The following is a 22,512-nucleotide window of genomic DNA, read 5'->3' on the forward strand; positions in this document are numbered from 1 at the left end:
GGCTCCTTTCGTGTAGGGGAGACCATTACAACTTTCCGGTCTCCTTCAGTAATTTTATTAGTATCGTTTTAGCCTATGAAAAAGGCAGGAATAATTAGCTATTGCAATTTAGAATTGGCGTGGTTTCTACTGTATTTTCCTGACAGGGCCATCTATGGTCTTTTGCATCCAGACGATATCATGCCATTTGTTAAACTTATAGCCAATCTTTGGGAAATGAGCCACTTGAACATAGCCCCGCTTTTCATGCATGGAAATGCTCGCTTCGTTCGGAACAGCGATACAAGCCAGAAAGCGTAAGTAGCCTCGTGCTTGCAACTCCTCTTCTAAGGCCGTATAAAGGGCCGATCCAATCCCTTGTCCACGCGCCTCTTTGGCTACATAAATAGACAATTCAGTGGTCCAATCATAGGCTGTACGAGCATAATAGGTTGAGGCATAAGCATAGCCTAGCACTTGGCCATTCTCTTCCGCTACTAAATAGGGGTATTTTTCAAGCGTCTTGCAAATGCGTTTTTCAAACTCTTGAACACTGGGAACCTCATATTCAAAGGTAAAAGCTGTCTTCTCGACATAGGGTGTATAGATGGCCTGGATAGCTTGTGCATCTGACAAGCTGGCTGGACGAATGGTTAACATCATTTTCTCCTTCGACTTCATTATCTTTATTTTAAACTATAAAAAAAGAGGGCTCAACCCTCTTATAACAAGTCTTGTCACTACATCAATGGCGCAACTAATCTGGTCAATAAGCCCAAGCACTTCTGGTGAAATGGTCGATTTTTAACATCAGTCATGCTGACTCGATGACACTTGGCCATTGTCGCTTGGAAATCTTCCTCAATACCAACCACTGATGACGTCCTGTAAAGATAGGTCGCACACTCAAAGTGGTGATAAAGACTGCGGTAATCCAAATTAATCGTTCCGACAACAGCCCTACTATTGTCACTCACAAATACCTTTGCATGAACAAATCCAGGAGTGTACTCATAGATTTTTACGCCGGATGCCAAAAGTGTTGGGTAGTAAGTCTTAGCGAGGTAGTAAGCTGACTTTTTATCAGGAATACCAGGCATGATGATACTGACGTCTACCCCACGCTCGGCCGCAAATTTCAAAGCATGTAGTAACTCACCATCTAAAATAAGATAAGGCGTCATGATGTGAACAAAATCACGCGCATGGTTAAGGATGTCAATATAGACATTCTCACCAACTTTATCCTTGTCCAATGGAATATCTCCATAAGGAACAACAAAGCCAGGGGTATCAAAGACCTTATGTTCAACCATATACGGCGTAACATCTAAGGTTTCGTTAGAATAGGTCCACATCTGAAGAAAGAGAACTAAAAAAGTATCAACCGCTGGGCCCTCCAGCATCAAGGCAGTATCTTTCCAATGACCGAAACGCTCAATCTTGTTGATATACTCGTCAGCTAAATTAACCCCGCCTGTGAAAGCAACCTTACCATCAATCAGCAAGATTTTTCTATGGTCACGGTAATTGTAATAGGTTGACAGGAAAGGGGTTACCGAGGCAAAAACTCGAGATTGAATGCCAATTTTTTCCAATCGTTTCTTATAGTCAAAACTCAAAGTTGAAAATTCATTCATACCGTCATACAGGACTCGAACTTCCACCCCTTCTTGAACCTTTTGTTTCAAGATTGCTAGGATTTCACCCCACATTTCACCTTCACCAATGATGAAATATTCCAAGAAAATGTACTTCTCTGCTTTAAGGAGCTGTTTCTTCATTTCCTCAAACTTGGCTTCACCACTTGGGAAATAGGTCGTCTTCGTGTGACGATAAACTGGAAAGGAACCGTTCACATTTTCAAGATATTGGACCAAGTTATAGTTGCTGGTGTGACGCTGTTTAAGCTCTTCGAGGGCCTGATTATCTTGTTTCAGAATACCAGAACTGCGGTCAATATTGCTCTGAATAGCACGCTTCATCCCTGTGTAACCTATATCAAGTTTCGTATAAGCCAAGAGCAAGGTTCCGATAATTGGAAAAGGCAAGACTATCAGGAGCCAAGTATTGACGGCTGTTGATTCCATATCACTTTGAAAGAGATAAATAATGGCCAGAATACGAAGGACTACTTCTGTAACTTGCAGGTGTATCCTATATTGATGCAACCAGAGGTAAGACATGGCCACAACAACAAGCTGCAGTAAGATGATCAAGAAGATAATCGTAGCACGACTAAAGATTCCACGAAGAAAGCCGCGACGACTCTTATCATAAAGACGTTCAATTTTAGCTTCGTTTTTGATAGCATGACTCCTTTCCCTTTTTAATTAATCTTATTATAACCAAATTTGTAAAATTAAGCTAGACAGAAAAAGCCATCTAGGCTAGTCTCAGATAAACACCACATTTATCTGAAAGGAACTAACATATAGGACGAAATGGATTACCGAAACAAATGGATTTTACGAATGTTTCTCAAAATTATGAGGCTGGGACAAAAGTCCTAGCCTCTCAATTTGTCTTTGGATTGTCGAGAAAGACGCAGTGGTTGAGTGGGCTCTACTACGCTGATTTCATCAGCTTTTACAGCCCTACTCAACTGTGCGGAGGTGGGACGACGAAATCGAATTCTAACGAATTACCGATTTCTGTCCCACTCTCAAGAAATAGAATTCCTAGGAAATCATTGAATTATCAATCACCCTACCAAGTTTTTCTGAGTTACTTGAAAAGTCTAACTTAATTTGACAATTTAGGTTCTTAAACGTCTCTAGTTAATCAACTAAAAATTATAACTAGCTGGGTGTTATCTAATCTCCCCTCATTTTTAAGTTATTATCATTTTTGATATAATGGTAGAGAATGAAAGGAGATTTTATGTCAACTAAAAATTTAACGCCGGTCTTAAAAACCTCTTTTGTGCTACTGGCTATCCTGGTCCTTCTTGGTATTGTTATGCCTGACGGCTACCAAGTTTGGTCAGAACAACTAAGGGAAGTTATTTCAGATAAACTTGGCTGGTTTTACTTATTACTGGTCACGTCAATCGTTCTACTTTGTGGCTTTTTCCTGGTTAGTCCCGTTGGGCAAATCAAACTGGGGGAACCCAATTCGGTGCCTGAACACTCTACTATCTCTTGGATTGCCATGATATTTTCTGCTGGAATGGGAATCGGCCTTGTCTTCTACGGTGCCGCAGAGCCCTTATCCCATTATGCCATTTCAACGGTACGAGCTACCCCAGGGTCGCAGGAAGCCTTAGCCGATGCTTTCCGTTACACTTTCTTTCACTGGGGCATCCATGCCTGGGCAATATATGCTTTAATCGCCCTGGCCCTCGCCTACTTTGGTTTCCGAAAAAAAGAGAAATATCTTTTATCGGTTACCTTAAAGCCCTTGTTTGGTAAAAAAACAAACGGTAGCCTTGGTAAGATTGTAGATACGATTACAGTGGTCGCTACTGTTATCGGGGTGGCAACCACTCTTGGTTTTGGGGCAGCCCAAATCAATGGGGGACTCAACTACCTCTTTGGTATTCCAAACAATGCCCTTGTGCAAGTTATTATCATAATTATCACAACCATCCTCTTTACCATTTCAGCCCTTTCTGGTCTTGGAAAAGGGGTAAAAATCTTATCAAACACCAATCTTATTTTAGCGGTTGGACTACTCGCCATCACCATAATCATCGGTCCCACAGTCCAGATTTTTAATACCTTGACCGATAGTATCGGACTGTATATTTCCAATTTCTTCCGTATGAGTTTCAGTGCTGGTTCCTTTGGTCAATACAATCGTGACTGGATCAATACTTGGACGATTTTCTATTGGGCTTGGTGGATTTCTTGGTCACCATTCGTGGGAGTTTTTATTGCCAGAATTTCTAAAGGACGTAGTATCAGACAATTTCTATCCATCGTCTTATTAGCACCGACTGTATTAAGCTTTTTATGGTTTTCTACCTTTGGAACACTTTCAACGCATGTTCAATCACTTGGAAATGTAGATTTAACACAGTTTCCAAGTGAGCAGACCTTGTTTGCAACCTTCAGTCAACTGCCATTTGGTTTTATTGCCTCCGTTGTTGCCATCATCCTGATCATTACCTTCTTTATCACGTCAGCAGACTCTGCGACCTATGTGCTAGCTATGCTCTCTGATGATGGGAATCTCAAACCAAAGAATAACCTTAAAATCTTCTGGGGCGTACTCCTTGCGACTATTGCCATCGTCTTACTTCTTTCAGGGGGCTTAGTAGCCTTGCAAAATACGCTGATTATCGTAGCCTTTCCATTTTCACTCATCATGGTACTGATTATGGTTTCCCTAGTCATTGAATTGCTACACGAAAAAGACAAGATGGGACTGTCAATCACACCGACACGATACCCTAAAAAAGATCAACCCTTCAAATCTTATGAAGAATAAATAACCCAATTTGTAAAATTAAGCTAGACAGAAAAAGCCATCTATGTTAGGCGGCTCTATAATTTCTGTAGTGGGTAAAACCACTGTAGAGATTATAGAGCTTTTTGAATGCAGACAAAAAGTCCCATAAGAACTATAATGAAAAGCAACCAAACCATCATTAGGAAGAACTTATGAGACTTATTAAGAATACCACAGAATTAATCGGAATTAAAGACCCAAATATCATTATTTCTCTTGTTTTTGAAAAAGATACCTACATTGAGGTTCAAGCAACACTTGATTATACTGCACCATCATGTCCTGACTGCCAAGGAAAAATGATCAAATATGACTTTCAAAAGCCTTCTAAAATTCCTCTCCTTGAACAAGTTGGAACACCTACACTATTACGTCTTAAAAAGCGTCGTTTCCAGTGTAAAAGTTGTAGGAGAGTCACGGTAGCTAAGACATCAATCGTTGAGAAAAACTGCCAAATCTCCAATCTAGTCCGGCAAAAAGTTGCATAGCTCCTTACTGAAAAGGTGTCACTAACAGATATTGCCAGAAGACTTCGTGTGTCGACGTCCACAGCTATAGCTGATAAAAGAAATAGAATTCCTAGGAAATCATTGAATTATCAATCTCCCTACCAAGTTTTTCTGAGTTACTTGAAAAGTCTAACTTAATTTGACAATTTAGGTAACAAAAAATGAACTTAATTCATTACGTTTCTTTAATTGTTATCATTTAATTTATCTAACAGAGCCTCTGCTACTTTTTCTGGAATGCCAAGGGCATGGATATCCTCAACAGTAGCTTTTTGGATAGCTGTCATAGACTTGAAGTATTTGAGGAGTTTTTGTTTGCGCTTAGGTCCTAACCCCTCCACGCCATCAAGTTTAGAACTGAAACTATTCTTACTACGGACTTGACGATGGAAGGTGATGGCAAAGCGGTGTACTTCATCCTGAATACGGTGAAGGAGGAAAAATTCCTCGGATTGACGTGGCAAATCAATGACTCGCAAAGGATCTCCAAAAAGCAATTCATTGGTTTGGTGCTTGTCATTTTTCTGAAGACCTGCAACTGGGATAGATAGATTGAGTTCCTTGCGAAGCACATCCTTGGCTACATTGACCTGACCTTGACCACCATCCATGATAATGAGGTCTGGTGGCGTTAGACCATCACGTTTGACACGACTATAGCGACGACGAATGACCTCACGCATACTGGCATAATCGTCAGGGCCTTCAACAGTCTTAATCTTGTATTTGCGGTACTCTTTTTTATTAGGTTTACCATTTTCAAAGACAACCATGGCAGAGACAGGGCTAGTTCCCATGATATTAGAGTTATCGAAAGACTCGATACGGACCGGTGTCGGAATCCCCATGAGTTTGCCTAGATTTTCAATAGCTCCTTGGGTCTTAGCCAAGTCTTTTTCGAGGAGATCAAATTTTTGGGTCAAACTGACGCGGGCATTTTTCGTCGCCAGATTAACCAACTGCTTCTTCTCTCCACGTTGAGGTTTAAAGACCTTGACCTCATCTCCAACTAGAGCCTCAACAGACTCTTGATCAATGTCTCCTGGAATGAAAATCTCCTTAGGCTTGAGATGACGACTATCCAGATAAAACTGACCCATATAGGTTAGGAAATCTTCCTCAGCATCATTATAATAAGGGAACATATTGACATCACGCTGAATGAGTTTCCCTTGGCGAACAAAGAAAACCTGAACACACATCCACCCCTTATCCACGTAGTAACCGAAGATATCACGGTCCTGCATGTCTTGACGGATAACCCTTTGCTTGGTCCTAAGCGTCGAAACCGCCTCAATCAAATCGCGATACTCCGCAGCACGCTCAAACTCCATCTGGTCAGACATATCCTTCATCTTGGCCTTAAGCTGATTAACGATTTTATCATCATGACCGTTTAGGAAATTCTTGACATCTTCAACCAAACCTTGCCAATAGTCCTCAGTGGTGTGACAGATGGTGTGGGCATTACATTGGCCAATATGGTAATAGAAACAGACCTTATTGGCCGGATTTTTACATTTCTTAAAGGGGAAAATACGGTCCAAAAGCTTCTTGATTTCATTGGCCGCACCAGAGTCTGGGTAAGGACCAAAATAGAGACCGCCATCCTTCTTAACCTGGCGGGTAATCAAGAGCCTTGGATAGAGCTCCTTAGTAATCTTGATAAATGGATAAGACTTGTCATCCTTGAGGCGGATGTTGAATTTAGGCATATTCTCTTGGATAAGATTAATTTCCAAAAGCAGGGCCTCAATATTGGACTCGGTTACGATAAATTCAAAGTCTGCAATCTCAGATACCAAAAGCTCCGTCTTAGTATCATGACTTCCACGAAAATAGCTACGCACACGATTTTTTAGATTTTTAGCCTTACCGACATAGATAATATTGCCGAATTTGTCCTTGTGGAGATAGCACCCCGGGTTGTTTGGGAGCAATTCCAGCTTATGTTTAATCAGATTATTCATGCTTTCATTGTAGCAAAAAAAAGAGCTGAAAAGCTCTTAATAGTCATGGGTAAATACAATTTGAAAAGAGGTCTATTTGCTCAAAATCGTCAAAATTTCTTGGTAGTTTTTGACTTGATAGGTTGGAACAGCTGGAGTCTCATTAACCAAACCTTTTGGATTAAACCAAATGCTGTCAATTCCTGCATTATTACCACCTTGAATATCAGCAGTTAGACTATCACCAATCATGAGGGCCGAATCGGGATGAAAGTCATTCACCTGATCCGCAATTTTTTCAAAAAAGTCCGTAGACGGTTTGTGGGCACCCACTTCATCTGAAATGAAAATATCGTCGAAGAAAGGCAAGATGCTTGAGGCTTGCAGACGACCACGTTGGATGTAGCTAACACCATTAGTTGCTGCATAAATCTTGTGACCGCGATTTTTAACGTTCGATAAGAAAGCATGGGCCTGAGGCAACTCCTGCCCCTGTTGGCTCAAGAAATGCTGGTAACGGCCAGCTAAGTGACTGCCATCAACCTCCTGTCCAAAATGCTCAAAAAGACGAGAAAAGCGAGTGCGAAGCAATTCCGGCTTAGTGATTAAACCATGATTGAGATCTTCCCACATGGAACGATTCATGGGGATATAGTGATCCTTGTAAACTTTAAGATCTCGTGAAGCCACCCCAGCCCCTTCAAGAAGGTAGGTCAAAGCCAAATCTTCAGCACGGTCAAAATCTAGGAGGGTGTGGTCAAGGTCGAAAAGTAAATGCGTGTAGGTCATGGTATATCCTTTCTAACTGGAAATCTTTAGGCTCTATTTTACCACAATCCAGCTACATATAATTAAAGAAACACAAAAGGGCGACCCACAGGCCACCCTCTCAGATTTATGAAAAATAAGTATTGCTTACTTAATAGACTGCTATTATATCCATTGAAGCTTAAAGAAAGCTTAAAGTAGGTTATTTTTTTTTGATTCTATAGATTTTTACTTAAACAGCGAATCTCTTTAATTCGTGGTATACTGAAAATACAAGATTAATCAAACGAGGCGTGTTATGAAAAATTTAAAATTTCAATCCGTTTTTGACATCATCGGACCTGTCATGGTCGGGCCTTCCTCTAGTCATACTGCAGGAGCTGTTCGTATTGGCAAGATTGTTTCTGCCATCTTTGGTGAGACACCGACTGAGGTAGAATTTCAACTTTTTAATTCCTTTGCCAAAACCTATCGAGGTCACGGGACAGATGTGGCTCTAGTGGCTGGTATTTTAGGTATGGAAACGGACGACCCTGACATCCCACGCGCTCTGGATATCGCATACGAAAAAGGCATTAAGGTCTACTGGAAAATTAACAAGGATAGTAATGCGCCACACCCCAATACGACTCGTATCACCTTAAAAAATGCTACAAAAACCATTTCTGCCACAGGCGTTTCTATCGGTGGAGGAAATATCCAAGTAACTGAACTCAATGGTTTTGCGGTCAATCTCAAGATGAATACACCGACTCTCATCATTGTCCACCAAGACGTTCCAGGAATGATTGCCCTTGTCACAGATATTTTGTCGCGTTATGGCATCAATATCGCCCAAATGACTGTTACTCGGGAAAACGCCGGTGAAAAGGCCATTATGATTATCGAAATTGACTCGCACCAGTGTGATGAGGCCGTCACTGAAATCGCTAGAATTCCTCATCTACATAATGTCAACTTTTTCAGCTAAGAGGGGGATTGCATGTTTTACACTATTGAAGAATTAGTTCAACAAGCTGACCGAGATTACCAAGGTAATATCGCCGAACTCATGATTGCTACAGAGACAGAGCTAACTGGACGGGAACGTCCTGAAATCCTAGCTCTGATGGCTCGAAATCTTGAAGTGATGAAGGAGTCTGTTCAGGCTGGTTTGTCTCCTGAGAAATCACCAACTGGCTTAACCGGGGGAGACGCTGCCAAACTGGATGCCTATATCAAAAATGGAAAGACCTTGGCTGATTCTGCCGTCTTAGGTGCTGCTAGAAATGCCATGGCAGTCAATGAATCTAACGCCAAGATGGGCTTGGTTTGTGCCACACCAACTGCTGGATCAGCTGGTTGTCTACCTGCTGTTCTTACAACTGCTATCGAAAAACTGGGCTTAACCGAATCACAACAATTGGATTTTCTCTTTACTGCTGGTGCATTTGGCTTAGTCATCGCAAATAATGCCTCGATATCTGGTGCCGAGGGAGGCTGCCAAGCTGAAGTCGGTTCCGCCTCTGCTATGGCTGCTGCCGCTATTACAATGGCTGCTGGTGGAACACCTTTCCAAGCCAGCCAGGCCATCTGCTTTGTGCTTAAGAATATGTTGGGACTCATTTGCGACCCTGTAGCCGGATTGGTTGAGGTCCCATGTGTCAAACGTAATGCTATGGGGGCAAGCTTTGCCCTAGTAGCTGCGGACATGGCCTTGGCAGGCATCACATCAGCCATTCCAGTCGACCAGGTCGTTGATGCTATGTATCAGGTTGGTTCAGCTATGCCAACTGCCTTCCGTGAAACTGCTGAAGGTGGCTTAGCAGCAACTCCGAAAGGAAAAGCACTCGCAAAAGAAATTTTTGGATAATTTTTAGTAGAAACAAAAAAACTTAGAAGCACTCATACTTCTAAGTTTTTTTCTTCTTACATAGCCTTTTCAACGTTTTGATTTTAGCTGAATAGCCATTTTGTCAAAAAGTGCCATGTTTCTTTGGCAATACTTGCAAGGAAGGTTGAGAGACTAAATGCGTTGAATTTTTTGAGGAGGTTCTCAACAAGTGAGGCGACAGTCTTAGGTATTTCCACTGGAGTGTTACTTTCTTCTTTCTTACCAGTATTATCCTGAGATGGATCTGGCACTGTGTTTGTACTATCGTGACCATTATTTTGCCCAGTTGGTTCAGGCTCTGGAGCAAGCTCAGGTTCAACCGGTTTATTTTCCGGATTTGGCTCTGGACTAGGTTCTAGCTGAGGATCAGGTTTAATTGGTTCGTCAGTAGTGTCACTGCTTGTGTTTGTCATTTTTTCAGTAACGAAGAAGTTTTGGAATTCTACTGAGCCATCCCAAAGACCAACACCTACATGGGCTTGATTGAAGTAATTATCCACAGCATCAAATTGATGATGAAGCACTTCCTTGCCATCGACATAGACTGTCATGGTGTCTACGCCTTTCTCAACCTTGACGTGGTGGTACTGGCCGTCATTGATAGCCTTATCCAAGTGAGCTTCAGCGATGGTTTCACCACCAAAACGGAAGAGACGAACAGTATCGTTATCAGCAAATTGGACAGAGTAGGCACGACCTGGTTCTTCACGTTCCGCAGCTACAAAGAGGTTGACCAAGCCATGTTGGTATTTGACATCGATATCATAGTCAAATTGCTTGAAGCCATTACTTTCATAGGCCATGAAGAAGTCATTGGCACTAACATTGCTATCGTAAAGGGTATCGTCATCAATATACCAATCACCAGTGACAGCTTTCAAGCCTTTAAGGTTGGTCGCAAAATTATTGAGCGTAATGTCAATATTAAAGGTCTTGGTCAATGATGGGTTTTCAACTGAAGTTGCTGTGACAGTGAGATGACCCTTGTGAAGGGCTTTGAGAGAAAGTTTATTGTCATGTTCAGTATAGGACACCAAACTTGGATCACTTACTGTCCATGTCACATCCTGCTCTTCAGAAGCTGGTGCGAGGTAAACTTGCAAATCCTTACTTTGACCAACTTCAAGAGCCAAATGACCTGCAACTGTGGTGTTCATGGCAACAGCCTTAGTGACTTCCTTCTTGTCAGTCCAAGTACTCTTAATTGGGTAGATAGCAATATTTGCTTTGGCTGGACCACCTTCAACCAAGACGCTCGCTCCAACGGCTCTTGGGCTTGGGAAAATCTGATTAGCACCAGCTACCGTATTCCCCTTAGCAAAGACTTCCACACTCGCACGGTCCACATAAAGATGCAAATCAATTGAACCATCTTCATTGCGAGTCACTTGTTGACTATTAACCTTAGCAAAAGCATCTGAAAGGATAGTACCAGATTGGCTACGGTCAATAGACAAAGTTTCCTTAGTTAAATCGTAAATGACCTTAGTAGCTTGACCATCACCGACGCGAAGGTTAAATCCAACTGCTGTCGTGTCCTTGCCTGGTACAAAGTGAGAAACCACTTCATACGTGTCACCTTTGAAATCTTTAAGCAATTCATTATCAGAAGCTACTATGACATTTTCAAAATACTGAGCGTTGTCTGTGTCACGAAGGCTTTCATAGGCCTTAACAGGGGTTTGGGTTAAAAGGTAACGATCGCCTGATTTAACCAAACCAAGGTCAAGGTTAAGGTTAAAGGTACCATTAAATTTTTGACCTACAGTATCTGCAACCAGATTGCAATAATCTTCCCAAGTGTTCATCCAGTTAATTTCAGTCAATTGTGGGATGTTTGGATGGTCAGCTGTTCCAAAATCATGAACATAATAAGTCATAGCAGCATAGGAATCCTTACCAAAATTCATGGTTTCGTCATGGTCTTGGTAAACATCATCAGCTACAAAGGCCCACTTGCCATCCACTTGTTTAAAATCACCAACCTTGTAAGAACGACCGCCACGTGAGAGGACCCACTTGAGTGCGCCATCATTGGCTACAATCGGATAAAGGTCAGGACATTCCGTATGCAAATCCTTGTAGGTTGTTTCCACTTGCCAGTTCTTCAAGTCTGGTGAAGAATAAATGCGAAGTGGACCACCTGCAAGGACCATAAACCATTGGTTATCCCAGCGGAAGACCTTAGGGTCACGGAAATCTTGGTTTTGAAGGGGGTCCTGAGACCAGTCGGCAACTACCTTGTCATATTTTTGCCAAGTTCTACCCTCGTCCTCACTATAGGCAATTTCAATCCGTTGCCCATTACCATTTGAAGTGATAATAGCTACCAGGCCACCTTCCGGAGATTTGAAGAGGCCTGAACTATTGGTACTATCAACCACGACAGAGCCTGAGAACATGTGACCTGTCGCATCTGGATAGAAGGCTATCGGCTCTTCATCCCAATGTAGCAAGTCTCGGCTTGTCGCATGGGCCCAGTGCATTGGCCCCCATTTGGTATCATCGTAAAATTGATAGAAGAGATGGTAACGTCCCTTGTAGAAAACCAAACCATTAGGGTCATTAGCCCAGCCATCCTTGACAGAATAATGATACTGATCACGATAAAGCTCGTTGTAATACACATCATCACTCTGTCTGCGGTGGATATTAACACGATAAGTCAAGGTCACAGGACGGCCTAGTGAATCAGTCATACTACTTTCAATAATAAAGTAATTGGCACCTACAGCCACTGGCAATTGTGAAATATCTGTGTAAACATTTCCCTTGGCATCTTCTACCTTGATAACAGCATTTGGATTATGCTTAGTGATGTCAAAGCCTACTGTCTCTGCATTGTGTCCCACATATTGGATATGGAGTGGTTCTTCAGAGAAGAATTGGGCTTGTTTTTCAACAGATCCTGTTTTTGAGGTCACAACAAGATTGTCAATCAAAGGAAGACTGGCATCATCAAGATTAACATAGCGGGTGTTTTTGAAAATGACATTGGCATTCCAATTAAGAAGTCCAAAGTAACCTTCTGGAAGGACTTGAGGTTGACCCTTATCACTTTTTTGAAGAACAGCGTCGCCTGTACTTGCGACAAGCACATCATTGACATAGTAAGAAAGCCACTGATTAGCCGCAACTACTCTAAGATTGTAGGTTTCATCGGCAGTTGGTGTTACATCTTTTTCATCTACAAGTTGAATATCATGATTATTGACCCAACGCCAAAACTTAACCTTATGGTTACCAGAGTCTACGTTGACCCCGTACATATTTTTATCGCTACTATCATTGTTACCACGGAAAATGAGGGCAGCAGCACCACCAGCTTCCTTGAAGGTCACATCTGTTGAATAGATAAAATTCTTGCCCTCGGATTGAGAATAAAGGAAAGAGTCTCCCTTGTCTTTAGCTTCTGAATGAATACCGTCAGCCTGCATTTCCCAGTGACCATTTTGGTCTGCGGTCATCCCTTCTAGATTGGTAACCGCTTCATTATTAGGCAAATCCGTTTTTTCCGCTGTCACATGAACAGGACTGGTGCTATTCGTTACAACTGGAGATTGTTCTTGATTGGTCTGATTCAAATCGGCTTCTTGCGTTTGGTTAGTCACTTTCTCAGCCTCGCTAGCCTGTGTTTGTACTTCTTTTGACTGGTCAGGGCTAGGCTGAGTGGGATTCTCTTGAGCTGTTTGAGCAGATTCGGAAACAAGAGACGGGCTCGGCTCTACCACTTGGGGGACTTCCTTGGTCGTGCTAGGAGCAAGCTCCGCTTGAGGGGCAACTTGATGGTCAGTTTGAGCTACCACTTCTTGAGGTGTTGGGCTCACAGTTGCCTGTTCCACTTGGTCCGCATAGACAGGACCAGCCAGGGCCAAACCTGCAAAGCTTACCAAGGCACAGCCATAGACCCAAGCTTTCCCACTTTTACGCATAAACCAATTTTTACAAACAGTATCATTCATGACTCTTCTCCTTCTTTAGAGTAACATTAAATGTTAACTCATTTTTCATGAAAATTCAAAGTCAATACATTTGCCTTTATTAATAAGCCTATCAAAGTTTCCGGAAATATCTCTAGGATTTACATTAAAACGGTAAACGCTTACTTTTAATATCATTATATCACTATAATCTAAAAATACCATCTTTTTCTGTAATATTTTTCATATAAATGAAAAACTTCCGAATTTGCCATTCGAAAGTCCCTTACTTATGTTTAATCTGAGCCTGTTAGCAGGCTATTTCCAATAATACCAATGGTTACAATAGCAATCCCAAAGAATCCCAAAAGGCTAGGTAGACTATCTCCGAGGAAGAGGCAACCACCCAAGAGGGTAAAGAGAACTTCACCAGCCTGAGTGGCTTCAACCACTGCCAGTTGCTTATGGTTATGCTTAACTAGATTAGTCGCCTCGAAGAAAAGCAAGGTTGCGACAACCCCAGAAAAGACAGCCACAATTAAAGACTGTAAAATCTGTCCACCTGATGGAAGCCCAGCATCTGCTACAGCAAAAACTGACAAAAGCAACCAAAAAGGCGTACTCATCAAGGTCATCCCAAACACGCGCTGCGTCGTTGAAAGCTGATCCTGCTTGCAGTGGACCATCATCTTACGATTGCCCAAAGGATAGGCAAAAGCAGCCAGTAAAATCAAGAGACTAGCACGGACCACACCGCTACCAAGACCACTACCAAAGTAAGGAATCTGGATGAGAATAATACCTAAAAGGATGACCAATGTCATAAGCAGTTGCTTACCAGGTACCTTATGCCCAAAGAGAGGGGTCAAGAGCAGACCAGCTAGAATCGTAATCTGCCAAGTAGCCGCCACAAACCATGACTCGCCATAAATGGACGCTAGAGACAGTGGCCCATAAAAAAGCCCAAAACCAACCGTACTCCAGACCAACCAGGTCAAGGGGGCTTTCTTAATGGCAGACAATACACCTGCCAGCTCACCCTTACGCCAGACCAAAACAGCCAGCATAGGCAAACTAAACAAGTAACGTAGACTAGCACTCCACATCCAGGACCCACCTGAAAGGTTCATACTACGATTAAAAATAAAAGTAAAAGCAAAAAAGAGGGCACCAAGAATACCATACCAAAGCGCCCTCGCAAATTGAGATTGTTTCATAATTGTAAACTCCTGTAATTATTCTATTGTACAGTATTTAGAGCAATAAAAAAAGGAGGTCATCATAATGACTTCCTTTAATCGTATACAGTTTCCTTAAGAATCAAGTAAGCAACCTGTATCTTAGTCACCTCTTAGCTGTACTTGTGTACGGGCTAGTAGGTCTCCTAGATGCCTCTTATCTTTCCTAAATATCGTCATTGCCAGTAGCAAAACTGCAAGTAGAGTCGCCGAATTAGAAAGGATAATGGATACCACATCAAAATCACTATATAAGCCATGAATCGTGCCCATATGACCGAGTTGCCAAGGTAAAAATTTGATGACATTTCTAATCAAGCTAGCCTGCACTGTTTTTTTCTGGTAGACCAGTTCAAGTCCCGCTTTTACCTTCCCAAAACTGCCATCATTTTTATAATCCAAGAATGTGAAAAGGAGCGTGATTGGCAAAACAGAGGTGAAAAATACAAGCCACTGCGACTGAATTTCTGTAAACTCTGGGACACCATTAAAAAAGATGATATAAATAAGCATCGAACTTAAAAACAGAAGAACTAAATAAGCTAGAATGAAAAGATAATCAAAGAGAAATTCAATCATTCTTTTTTTAAACGGAATAGGGTTTATTGCTATAATTTTCATCATCGTCTCCCCCTTTCTCATCTCCTATTATAACATTTTTAATATTCTAAATAATATTTGAGAAGAAAATCTGCTGGCTATTGAGCTCGCAAATTGAGATTGTTTCATAATTGTAAACACCTGTAATGACTCTATTGTACAGTATTTGGAGCAATAAAAAAAAGGAGGTCATCATAATGACTTCCCTAGTTTAGGTTTTCACTTAAACATCCCCTTATGCTTCTTCAGATACTTCTTCCCATACCATTCTTCTGCTGACTTGCCTTCCCAGTCCCGGTATTCTTCTGGATATTTCCATTTGTAGTAGCCCTGTAACATGTAGGGGAACATGAAGTAAATTTCAAAGGCAGCAATCAATATATTGAACATTAAGAATAAAAATAGAACGCTTAATCCTCCAACCAAACTATCTGCATTTCTTATTGAATCCGAAAATATCGTACGAAAAATTATCCAGAGTGCTACGACTATTCCACCATACTTGACAATAAATCTAAATACTCTATTAAACAATCTATCAGTTGGACTCTCTATTTCAGTACCACCATATAATAACTTAAGCAATGAGGTAGTCTTATCACGAATCAGGTAAATGATTGAAAAAAGAATCAGTCCTTCAAAAGCGGCCATTCCCAAATATCCAACTAGACCTTAAAGTAAATTTAATAGTAGAAGATTTAACTCAATTAGAAGCCATATTATAAAGGAAACCATAAAATGAAACTGTCCTCTATAGATTAAAATGAACTGTTGGTTGAATCGCTTTCCTAATATAATCAACGAAATCCATATTGCTAGCCCCATCCAAAATACCGAGTATGGAAGAAAATTGATTTCGGACAAGCCTACTGTTAAATCTTTAGGATTAGCATGATAAAATAAATAATTATTTAAAGCTACAATCAACCAATTGGGACCCATTATAAATAAGATTGTCAAGATTACTAACCAAATATACGACTTCAAGGTCCCTCTATATTTTTCTTTTTTTTAAAGCATCCTGATAGTTATCCTGTGCAAATTTTCCTGAGACACTATCATCTAATAGATTTAAACTCTCTTCAAAATTTGCACTAAAGATTGATTTTTTCTTCATTTTTAGCTTTCAACAACTCCTTGTGTTTTTTCACATACCGCTTGCCATACCAATCTTCCAGTGATTTTCCTTCCCAGTCTCGGTATTCTTCAGGGTATTTCCATTTGTAGTAACCTTCTAAAAAGAAAGGAAACTCCATGAAGATAACCATCGCCAAAAATCCAATATCTATGATTAGCCATGTCAAAAACAAGCCTAACAAGGTCAAGCTTTGTGAAACTGCTACTCCCGAATGCGACAGGATTATTTTGATGATTACAGCAAGACCTAGAACTCCAGAACCATAGGTGGCGATTAGGCCTGCTATTCTATCAACAAGAGTTTTTCTCGCCTCTTCACCGAAAAAACAAGAGCTTAAACTTCTTTTCTCCATACGGAGAAATATTAGGGCAATGATAAACAAGAGAATGTAAATGAACCAAATTCCTAATGAGGTTAGGGTCGGGAGGGCTATAGTTATTCCCAAGAGATTGAATTCAAGACAGAACCAAAATAAAAAGGTCTCGATATGAAAGCGATATCTGTATGGTCGAAGAAATGGTTTTCGCACAAATTTTCCAATAAGAACGAGTGATAGCCAAATAAAACAACAAATAAGGAATAATTCAGGGGTCAACAGGGACGGCTTATGAACTGGCAGAGTTAAATCCTTAGGCTCTGCAACATCCAAAGAAGAGGCAAATAAGGCAAGGAGAAAGTTCCCTCCAAAAACAAACAAAACACTGTAGAGAATACTTTTTATTCTAAAACCAATACTTGGCTTTCCATTATTTAAGCCTTTTCCAAGTTTTTCGTAATAGTCTTTTTTTATATACTGAAGCGAAGCATCGTCTAATAAATTTAAACTCTCTTCAAAACTTGCCTTAAAAATTGATTTTTTCATTTATTATCTGTCACTCCGCTCTATTACTATACTCAAGCCTTCTATTTGCCTGTCCTTCCGGTTTAAGCTATTTCTCTATTTTGACTTTTCCCTGCTCATAACCTGAATACCAACTACTTTCAGGGCTGACATACTCTGCTTGTTCATTCTCTGAACCATCACTTACAAGAAGTAGGCTACCGTTATGTAACATAGAAGTGTAAGTCTTCGAATCTTTGGTGAATTCATTGTTTTGGGAGTCATAGTGATAGGTATGCTCTCCCTCCACATCCTTTAGAGTAATCTGCTCACCGTCTATTTTTATCCAAAAATTTTTATCAATTGTAGCTGTTTTTGTTGATCGATTTTTAACGATGAGATAGTAAATACCATCATCTGATTTTTCCTCATCAATAGTGGTATTAATAATCCCCAGAAGCATTAGAGCTGGTATAATCAAGAGCAACCATAACCATTTTTTCTTGTTCTTTTTAGGTGTCTCAAGTTCTAGACTTGGCAAATCGACAGTTAGAGGCTCGATTTTCTCTAACCCCTGTTCTAAATTTTTGGTAACTCCTTCACCTTTATTGCCCAACCACTGTCTTGCCATTCGTACAAAGTACAGGCGCTCATCTTCTTGTGCAATCTCTTCAAACAAGTTTTGGGATTGAGTCTTATTTCCTTTTATTAGCTCATTTAAGGCTTTAAAATACTGAAGTTCAAGTCGTTCAAAGGCTTGTGGAGCAGTTGCTTGATTAAAGAAATCATTTGGTTTCCTCTCCACAAGGATATCGTACATAGCAAGAAATTCCCTCTGTTCGACTTCTTTTGCTTTCTCGTCTTTAAAGTTTAGATAATGGAGTGATTTTAAGAGGTCATCTTTGCTGATTATTTTTCCAGAAAGTAAGGATGCTTTCAGGGAAATAAACCATAGAAAATCAAGGTAAGGCTTCCTAATACCTGCAAATTGTAATTCCTCTGCTTGGCTGATGACCGATGGGAAGTCGCCAATCATGTAAGCATAGGTAATAGATGCAATCCTAGCATTGATCTGATTCTTTTTACGACGAGACTTACCATACCGTTGAATCGAATCATACCAGAAATCCAAACCCATCGTTCCTTTAAGGATCTTTTGAGTTTCCCCTACAAGTAAGCTATTTAAGTAATTTTTTAATATAAGGACTAGACCAACGACGCTTACTAAAGCGATCAACTGTATAGTGGAATTTTCTAAAAAGAGCCATCTAAGGAAAAATAACAAAATAATAAGTAATACAGTAGTGATACGTAAAATAAGGGTATATTTTTTCCAAATCCTCTTATAATCCATCAATTTATCTCCTATATTCATTTTTGAAATAGACTTACTTTTCATTATATCTGATTATTTAGCATTCGCAAGTTCACCGATAAGCTGAAAAAGAAAACACCCAAAGGGGTGAATACTTCAATAAAAATAGCTTAGTAGGGTTTCTCTTCCTTCTCCAAGATTTTCAAATATTTGGTTTTCTTAAATTGCCCTGATAATGCCAAAATAATAAATAAGTACCACATCACAAAACTTAGAAATAATAGTAAAAAACTACCTAAAATAAGATATAAGAACGATAGCCCTAAAGTTAGACAGAAAAAATCTAACTTTTAGGAATCAGTACAGTTTTTTCAGGCACTTCCAATTAATCTCTATTCGATTGGTTAAATCATAAAGATCTAGACAGACCTTTTTAGTTTTCTCAGCTAGTGTAGAGTCTGTGATGGTCAATCCATTTAACTGAGCTTCTAGCTCTTCTCTGGAGAAATTAGGATCCGTCAGCACGATCGAACGAATAAGATAACTTTCAAAAAAGTTCTTATATTTCTACGGTAGTTCTGTCTGACTGATTGTTTCTCTAGCATCCTTTATGACAACATCAAAATCTCCTGACCTAGGCGATACGAGTGCCTTCTCTACCAACTGAGCTAAATTGGCTAACACTTTTATAGTATAGCACTCTCAATTTTTTGTTAGCAAGTTTTAAACGATTTTCTTTATCAAAATCTGACAAGGATTTTGGGGATTCCATAGTTGAGGAAAAATCTCTAATCTTTTAAAACCAACACTGCGATAAAAGACATTTGTTCGATCATAATCTTTATTAGAGCCTTCTGCTACTGTTTTCACTTGTAGATAATCAACGTTTTTGCGTGCTTCACTTTCTAAAGTAGCAAGCAATTGACTCCCAATTCCTCTACCTTGATAAGCTTTTTTTACGCCGAGACAATCAATCTCTCCACACTCTTCACTAGAATAGGACAAGCTCACAAAGCCAAGCAAATCACTCTCCTGAAAGGCGGCCCAAACTTGCAAGTCCTTGGCTCCTTCGATGTAGGCTTGCGTGCTTTCTGGTATCCCAAACCATTCTGGCAAATCCTTTAAAACCTCAGCGACAACTGCCATTTTTTGATCTTCATCCTTGACTTCTTCAATTGTAAACATCATAAGTTCCTTTCTTGATTTTAGTTTTACTTTCCCCCTTACGAGCCAGCACTTTCGTAGGCATCCAAACCCCTATCCCAGAGTTTGAGGGAAATGAAAAAGAAGACAAGGGAAATCAGAATCAAACCACCGATGTTAAAGAGCCCATTCTTACCCTGCAAGAAATAGTTAGCTGGATAATAAGCCGTAAAGGCGAAAGGCACGATAAAACTGATCAACCAACGAAGGAGCGAATTGTAAATAGAAATAGGATATTTGGCAAAATCGTTGAACATATAGAAAATGTAAATCATGGCGCCTGACTGCTTGGTCCAAAATGCGATGCTGGCTGTCGCAATTTTCAAGGAAGTATAAATCAAGGTCGCAAAAGGAATACAAACTAGAAAAAGTAGGAATTTGGGAAGCGTCCAAGCAATGCTTGACACTGTTGTTCCCAATAGAATGCAACCGACCAAAAGTTCGCCCAAGGCATCAATCTGAAAGGTCTCAACGAGGATATGAAAGAGAGGATTGATAGGACGAGTCAGATACTTGTCAAACTCCCCTTTTCGAACTAGTCGTTGACCTAAAGCCCAGAGGTTGTCAAAAAAGAGATGGTCCAAGCCCTTGGGAATCAAGGAAAATCCATAGATAAAGGCAATTTCTTGAAAGGTCCAACCTTCTAGGGATGGGATGTGTTGAAAGATAACATTGAGAAACAAGAGGTTCAGCCCTTGAGTCAGAAAAACTCCCAAGACACCTACTACAAAATCCACCTTGTATTCCATGATTTGCTTGATGTATTGTCTGATGAAAATCAGATGCATGCGTTGAAATTTTTTCATACTAACCTCCTTGAATAGTGATAAATGACTGGACTCGTTTCCAAATCAACTGAGACAAGCCCACCATCACTATAAGCCAGAAGAACTGGAGCAAAAGCGCTTGAAGAATCTGACTGGCATCGTATTTCCCAACAATGATCATAACCGGAGTATAAATCAAGGATGAAAAAGGCAAGAAGGAGAGAATAGCTGAAACCACCTTTGGAAAGAAAGCCAAGGGAATCAAACTTCCAGACATAAAAGCCACTATTGAAGTCTTGAGTAGATTGGAACCCCAAAGATTTTTAAACACAAAGGCTGAAAATCCAAAGCAGATATTAAAGAAAAAGTTAATCAGATAGGCGAGCGTTAAGCTAATGAGATATATAACCAACAATCCCAGCACTTCTACAATGCCTTTTCCAGACAGGATTTTCATCATAACTATGACACTTAAAAATGGCAGTCCAACAGTGATAAAAATCAACCACTTGGAACCAAGTTCGGTAAAGAGATAAGAGGCCGCAAAATGCACTGGTCGCAACAAACGCATGATAATGGAACCATCCTTGACCTCTTCCCCAATCATAAAGGAGCTATCAGATCTGGTCAAAAGATTGGTCACAAAACTCATGATGATGTAGAGGGTGATGTCTGCCATGCTGAAGCCCTGAATCAAAGGCTCCTGTGACGAATCAAAGACTGCCTTCCAGAGATAAAAGGCCACAAAAGCCCCCATGACATCTCCAATCCGATAGAGAATAAAGTTGACACGATAGGTAATCAACTCCTGAATCCCTGCATTGATAAAGGGTTTGTACCGTCTCCACAATTTGACCATCTTAGAGCTCCTTTCGGTAGAAGCGACGGATAATATCCTCAATATCCGTATCCACCATCTTCAAATCACGGACTTCAAAATCAGACAGAGTTTGCTTGATAATATCAGCTGACTGGTAGCGAGAACTATCGAATTCAATAGTCAGGCTATTTCCTTGCCTATCAATGGTCATATCAGGCAAGCCTTCATAATGAGAGACTAAATGACTTTGACCTGGTATCAGATCGAAGGAGAGAGTCTTCATCTTGCCAAAGGTTTCCTTGAGCTGGCTCACCGTTCCATCAAAAATCTCTTGCCCCTTATCAATCATAAGAATCCGATCACAGAGTTGCTCAATATCACTCAGGTCGTGAGTGGTCAAGAGAATAGTGGTCTCTTCCTCCTGATTGATCTGAGTGATAGCCCGACGAATGTTATCCTTGACCGACACATCCAAACCAATAGTCGGCTCATCTAAAAAGAGAACCTTGGGATTGTGAAGTAAGGAAGCCGCAATGTCCGCCCGCATCCGTTGACCTAGTGAAAGAGTCCGCACAGGATCCTTGATAAAGTCCTTCAAATCCAAAACTTCATTCAAAAAGTCCATGCGCTTATGGAAAAGCGAGTCCGGTACATCATAGATCTCTTTCAAAACCGTGTAGGTCTCTTGCAGGGCCAAATCCCACCATAGCTGGGTGCGTTGTCCGAAAACGACTCCAATATCCTTGACATAATCCTGGCGATTATCCTGTGGAATCTTGCCATTAATCCGACAAAAACCAGATGTCGGTTTTAAAATTCCTGTCAGCATTTTAATGGTAGTCGACTTCCCAGCACCATTTGCCCCGATAAAACCTAGAATCTGTCCCTTGGGCACCTCAAAGGTCAAATCCTTGACCGCTTCAAAGGTCTGCTTTTCAGGATGAATAAAGGAACGCAAAGATCCCTTCAACCCCGGTTCCTTGACTGTCTTCACAAAATTTTTCTGAAGATGTTCCACTTCTATCATTGCCATATCTATCTCCTACAGTAAAAAATCAACAAACCGTGTCCTTTAAACACAAAAAGCCAATTTCTCATCTCCTAAAATCTGCTTTCTTTATCACAGCAGAAGGCCTCAGTATTACTCTATTATAAAGC

The 22,512-nt window shown here is 40.5% G+C and carries 16 protein-coding genes and 4 pseudogenes; 6 read left to right on the forward strand and 14 right to left on the reverse strand.

The window, feature by feature from the left end; genetic code table 11:
- Positions 1-126 precede the first annotated feature (126 nt).
- Together SSAL8618_RS06370 and cls are read right to left on the reverse strand one after the other, a co-directional pair.
- Entirely contained in the window at positions 127-639 is a 513-nt protein-coding gene (locus SSAL8618_RS06370; protein WP_002885332.1) for a GNAT family N-acetyltransferase, read from the reverse strand.
- A gap of 80 nt (positions 640-719) precedes the next feature.
- Entirely contained in the window at positions 720-2,270 is a 1,551-nt protein-coding gene (gene cls, locus SSAL8618_RS06375; RefSeq protein ID WP_171963658.1) for a cardiolipin synthase, read from the reverse strand.
- Positions 2,271-2,419: 149 nt separating this feature from the next.
- Here cls and SSAL8618_RS10990 point away from each other — a divergent pair.
- From SSAL8618_RS10990 to SSAL8618_RS10995, 4 genes and pseudogenes are all read left to right on the forward strand, one after another.
- Positions 2,420-2,728: pseudogene (locus SSAL8618_RS10990) on the forward strand (hypothetical protein); the annotation flags it as partial.
- A 134-nt stretch (positions 2,729-2,862) separates the two neighbouring features.
- The gene (locus SSAL8618_RS06380; protein WP_002885312.1) at positions 2,863-4,413 is read left to right on the forward strand and encodes a BCCT family transporter; all 1,551 of its coding nucleotides are present in this window, start codon (positions 2,863-2,865) and stop codon (positions 4,411-4,413) included.
- 173 nt (positions 4,414-4,586) lie between these two features.
- A pseudogene (locus SSAL8618_RS10730) lies at positions 4,587-4,985 on the forward strand (transposase family protein); the annotation flags it as partial.
- Positions 4,983-5,081: pseudogene (locus tag SSAL8618_RS10995) on the forward strand (IS30 family transposase); the annotation flags it as partial. The pseudogenes SSAL8618_RS10730 and SSAL8618_RS10995, both read left to right, overlap by 3 nt.
- Positions 5,082-5,128: 47 nt before the next feature.
- Here the strand turns inward: SSAL8618_RS10995 and uvrC are convergent.
- Both uvrC and SSAL8618_RS06395 read right to left on the reverse strand, forming a co-directional pair.
- Entirely contained in the window at positions 5,129-6,913 is a 1,785-nt protein-coding gene (gene uvrC, locus SSAL8618_RS06390; protein ID WP_038676225.1) for an excinuclease ABC subunit UvrC, read from the reverse strand.
- 72 nt (positions 6,914-6,985) lie between these two features.
- A complete protein-coding gene (locus SSAL8618_RS06395; protein WP_037600698.1) occupies positions 6,986-7,681 on the reverse strand; it encodes a YjjG family noncanonical pyrimidine nucleotidase in 696 nt (231 codons plus the stop codon).
- Positions 7,682-7,958: 277 nt separating this feature from the next.
- Here SSAL8618_RS06395 and sdaAB point away from each other — a divergent pair, with 277 nt between their 5' ends.
- A complete protein-coding gene (gene sdaAB, locus SSAL8618_RS06400; RefSeq protein ID WP_002885347.1) occupies positions 7,959-8,630 on the forward strand; it encodes an L-serine ammonia-lyase, iron-sulfur-dependent subunit beta in 672 nt (223 codons plus the stop codon).
- A gap of 12 nt (positions 8,631-8,642) precedes the next feature.
- The gene (gene sdaAA, locus SSAL8618_RS06405) at positions 8,643-9,512 is read left to right on the forward strand and encodes an L-serine ammonia-lyase, iron-sulfur-dependent, subunit alpha (RefSeq protein WP_014634647.1); all 870 of its coding nucleotides are present in this window, start codon (positions 8,643-8,645) and stop codon (positions 9,510-9,512) included.
- An 83-nt stretch (positions 9,513-9,595) separates the two neighbouring features.
- Here the strand turns inward: sdaAA and SSAL8618_RS06410 are convergent, their stop codons facing one another.
- The 10 genes and pseudogenes from SSAL8618_RS06410 to SSAL8618_RS06455 all read right to left on the reverse strand — a co-directional run bounded on the left by SSAL8618_RS06410 (position 9,596) and on the right by SSAL8618_RS06455 (position 22,387).
- Positions 9,596-13,495 carry a GH32 C-terminal domain-containing protein gene (locus SSAL8618_RS06410; RefSeq protein ID WP_038676228.1) on the reverse strand — a complete coding sequence of 1,300 codons (3,900 nt, stop codon included), beginning with the start codon at positions 13,493-13,495 and terminating at the stop codon, positions 9,596-9,598.
- 254 nt (positions 13,496-13,749) lie between these two features.
- Positions 13,750-14,670 (reverse strand): DMT family transporter, encoded by a 921-nt coding sequence (locus SSAL8618_RS06415; RefSeq protein WP_038676230.1) that lies wholly within the window; start codon positions 14,668-14,670, stop codon positions 13,750-13,752.
- A 123-nt stretch (positions 14,671-14,793) separates the two neighbouring features.
- Entirely contained in the window at positions 14,794-15,315 is a 522-nt protein-coding gene (locus SSAL8618_RS06420; protein ID WP_223896436.1) for an RDD family protein, read from the reverse strand.
- A 195-nt stretch (positions 15,316-15,510) separates the two neighbouring features.
- A pseudogene (locus tag SSAL8618_RS11000) lies at positions 15,511-16,408 on the reverse strand (hypothetical protein).
- Positions 16,386-17,291 (reverse strand): hypothetical protein, encoded by a 906-nt coding sequence (locus SSAL8618_RS06430; protein WP_038676233.1) that lies wholly within the window; start codon positions 17,289-17,291, stop codon positions 16,386-16,388. The pseudogene SSAL8618_RS11000 and the gene SSAL8618_RS06430 overlap by 23 nt, the downstream one beginning before the upstream one ends.
- Before the next feature lie 67 nt (positions 17,292-17,358).
- Entirely contained in the window at positions 17,359-18,603 is a 1,245-nt protein-coding gene (locus SSAL8618_RS06435) for a hypothetical protein (protein ID WP_038676235.1), read from the reverse strand.
- Between the two features lie 684 nt (positions 18,604-19,287).
- Positions 19,288-19,749 carry a GNAT family N-acetyltransferase gene (locus SSAL8618_RS06440; protein WP_038676237.1) on the reverse strand — a complete coding sequence of 154 codons (462 nt, stop codon included), beginning with the start codon at positions 19,747-19,749 and terminating at the stop codon, positions 19,288-19,290.
- Between the two features lie 38 nt (positions 19,750-19,787).
- Positions 19,788-20,573 (reverse strand): ABC transporter permease, encoded by a 786-nt coding sequence (locus SSAL8618_RS06445; protein ID WP_038676239.1) that lies wholly within the window; start codon positions 20,571-20,573, stop codon positions 19,788-19,790.
- A gap of 1 nt (position 20,574) precedes the next feature.
- Positions 20,575-21,393 carry an ABC transporter permease gene (locus SSAL8618_RS06450; RefSeq protein WP_038676241.1) on the reverse strand — a complete coding sequence of 273 codons (819 nt, stop codon included), beginning with the start codon at positions 21,391-21,393 and terminating at the stop codon, positions 20,575-20,577.
- Between the two features lies 1 nt (position 21,394).
- Positions 21,395-22,387, reverse strand: a complete 993-nt coding sequence (locus tag SSAL8618_RS06455) for an ABC transporter ATP-binding protein (protein ID WP_038676243.1) — start codon at positions 22,385-22,387, stop codon at positions 21,395-21,397.
- Between the last annotated feature and the right edge of the window lie 125 nt (positions 22,388-22,512).

The organism is Streptococcus salivarius, assembly GCF_000785515.1.
GTDB classification, from domain to species: domain Bacteria; phylum Bacillota; class Bacilli; order Lactobacillales; family Streptococcaceae; genus Streptococcus; species Streptococcus salivarius.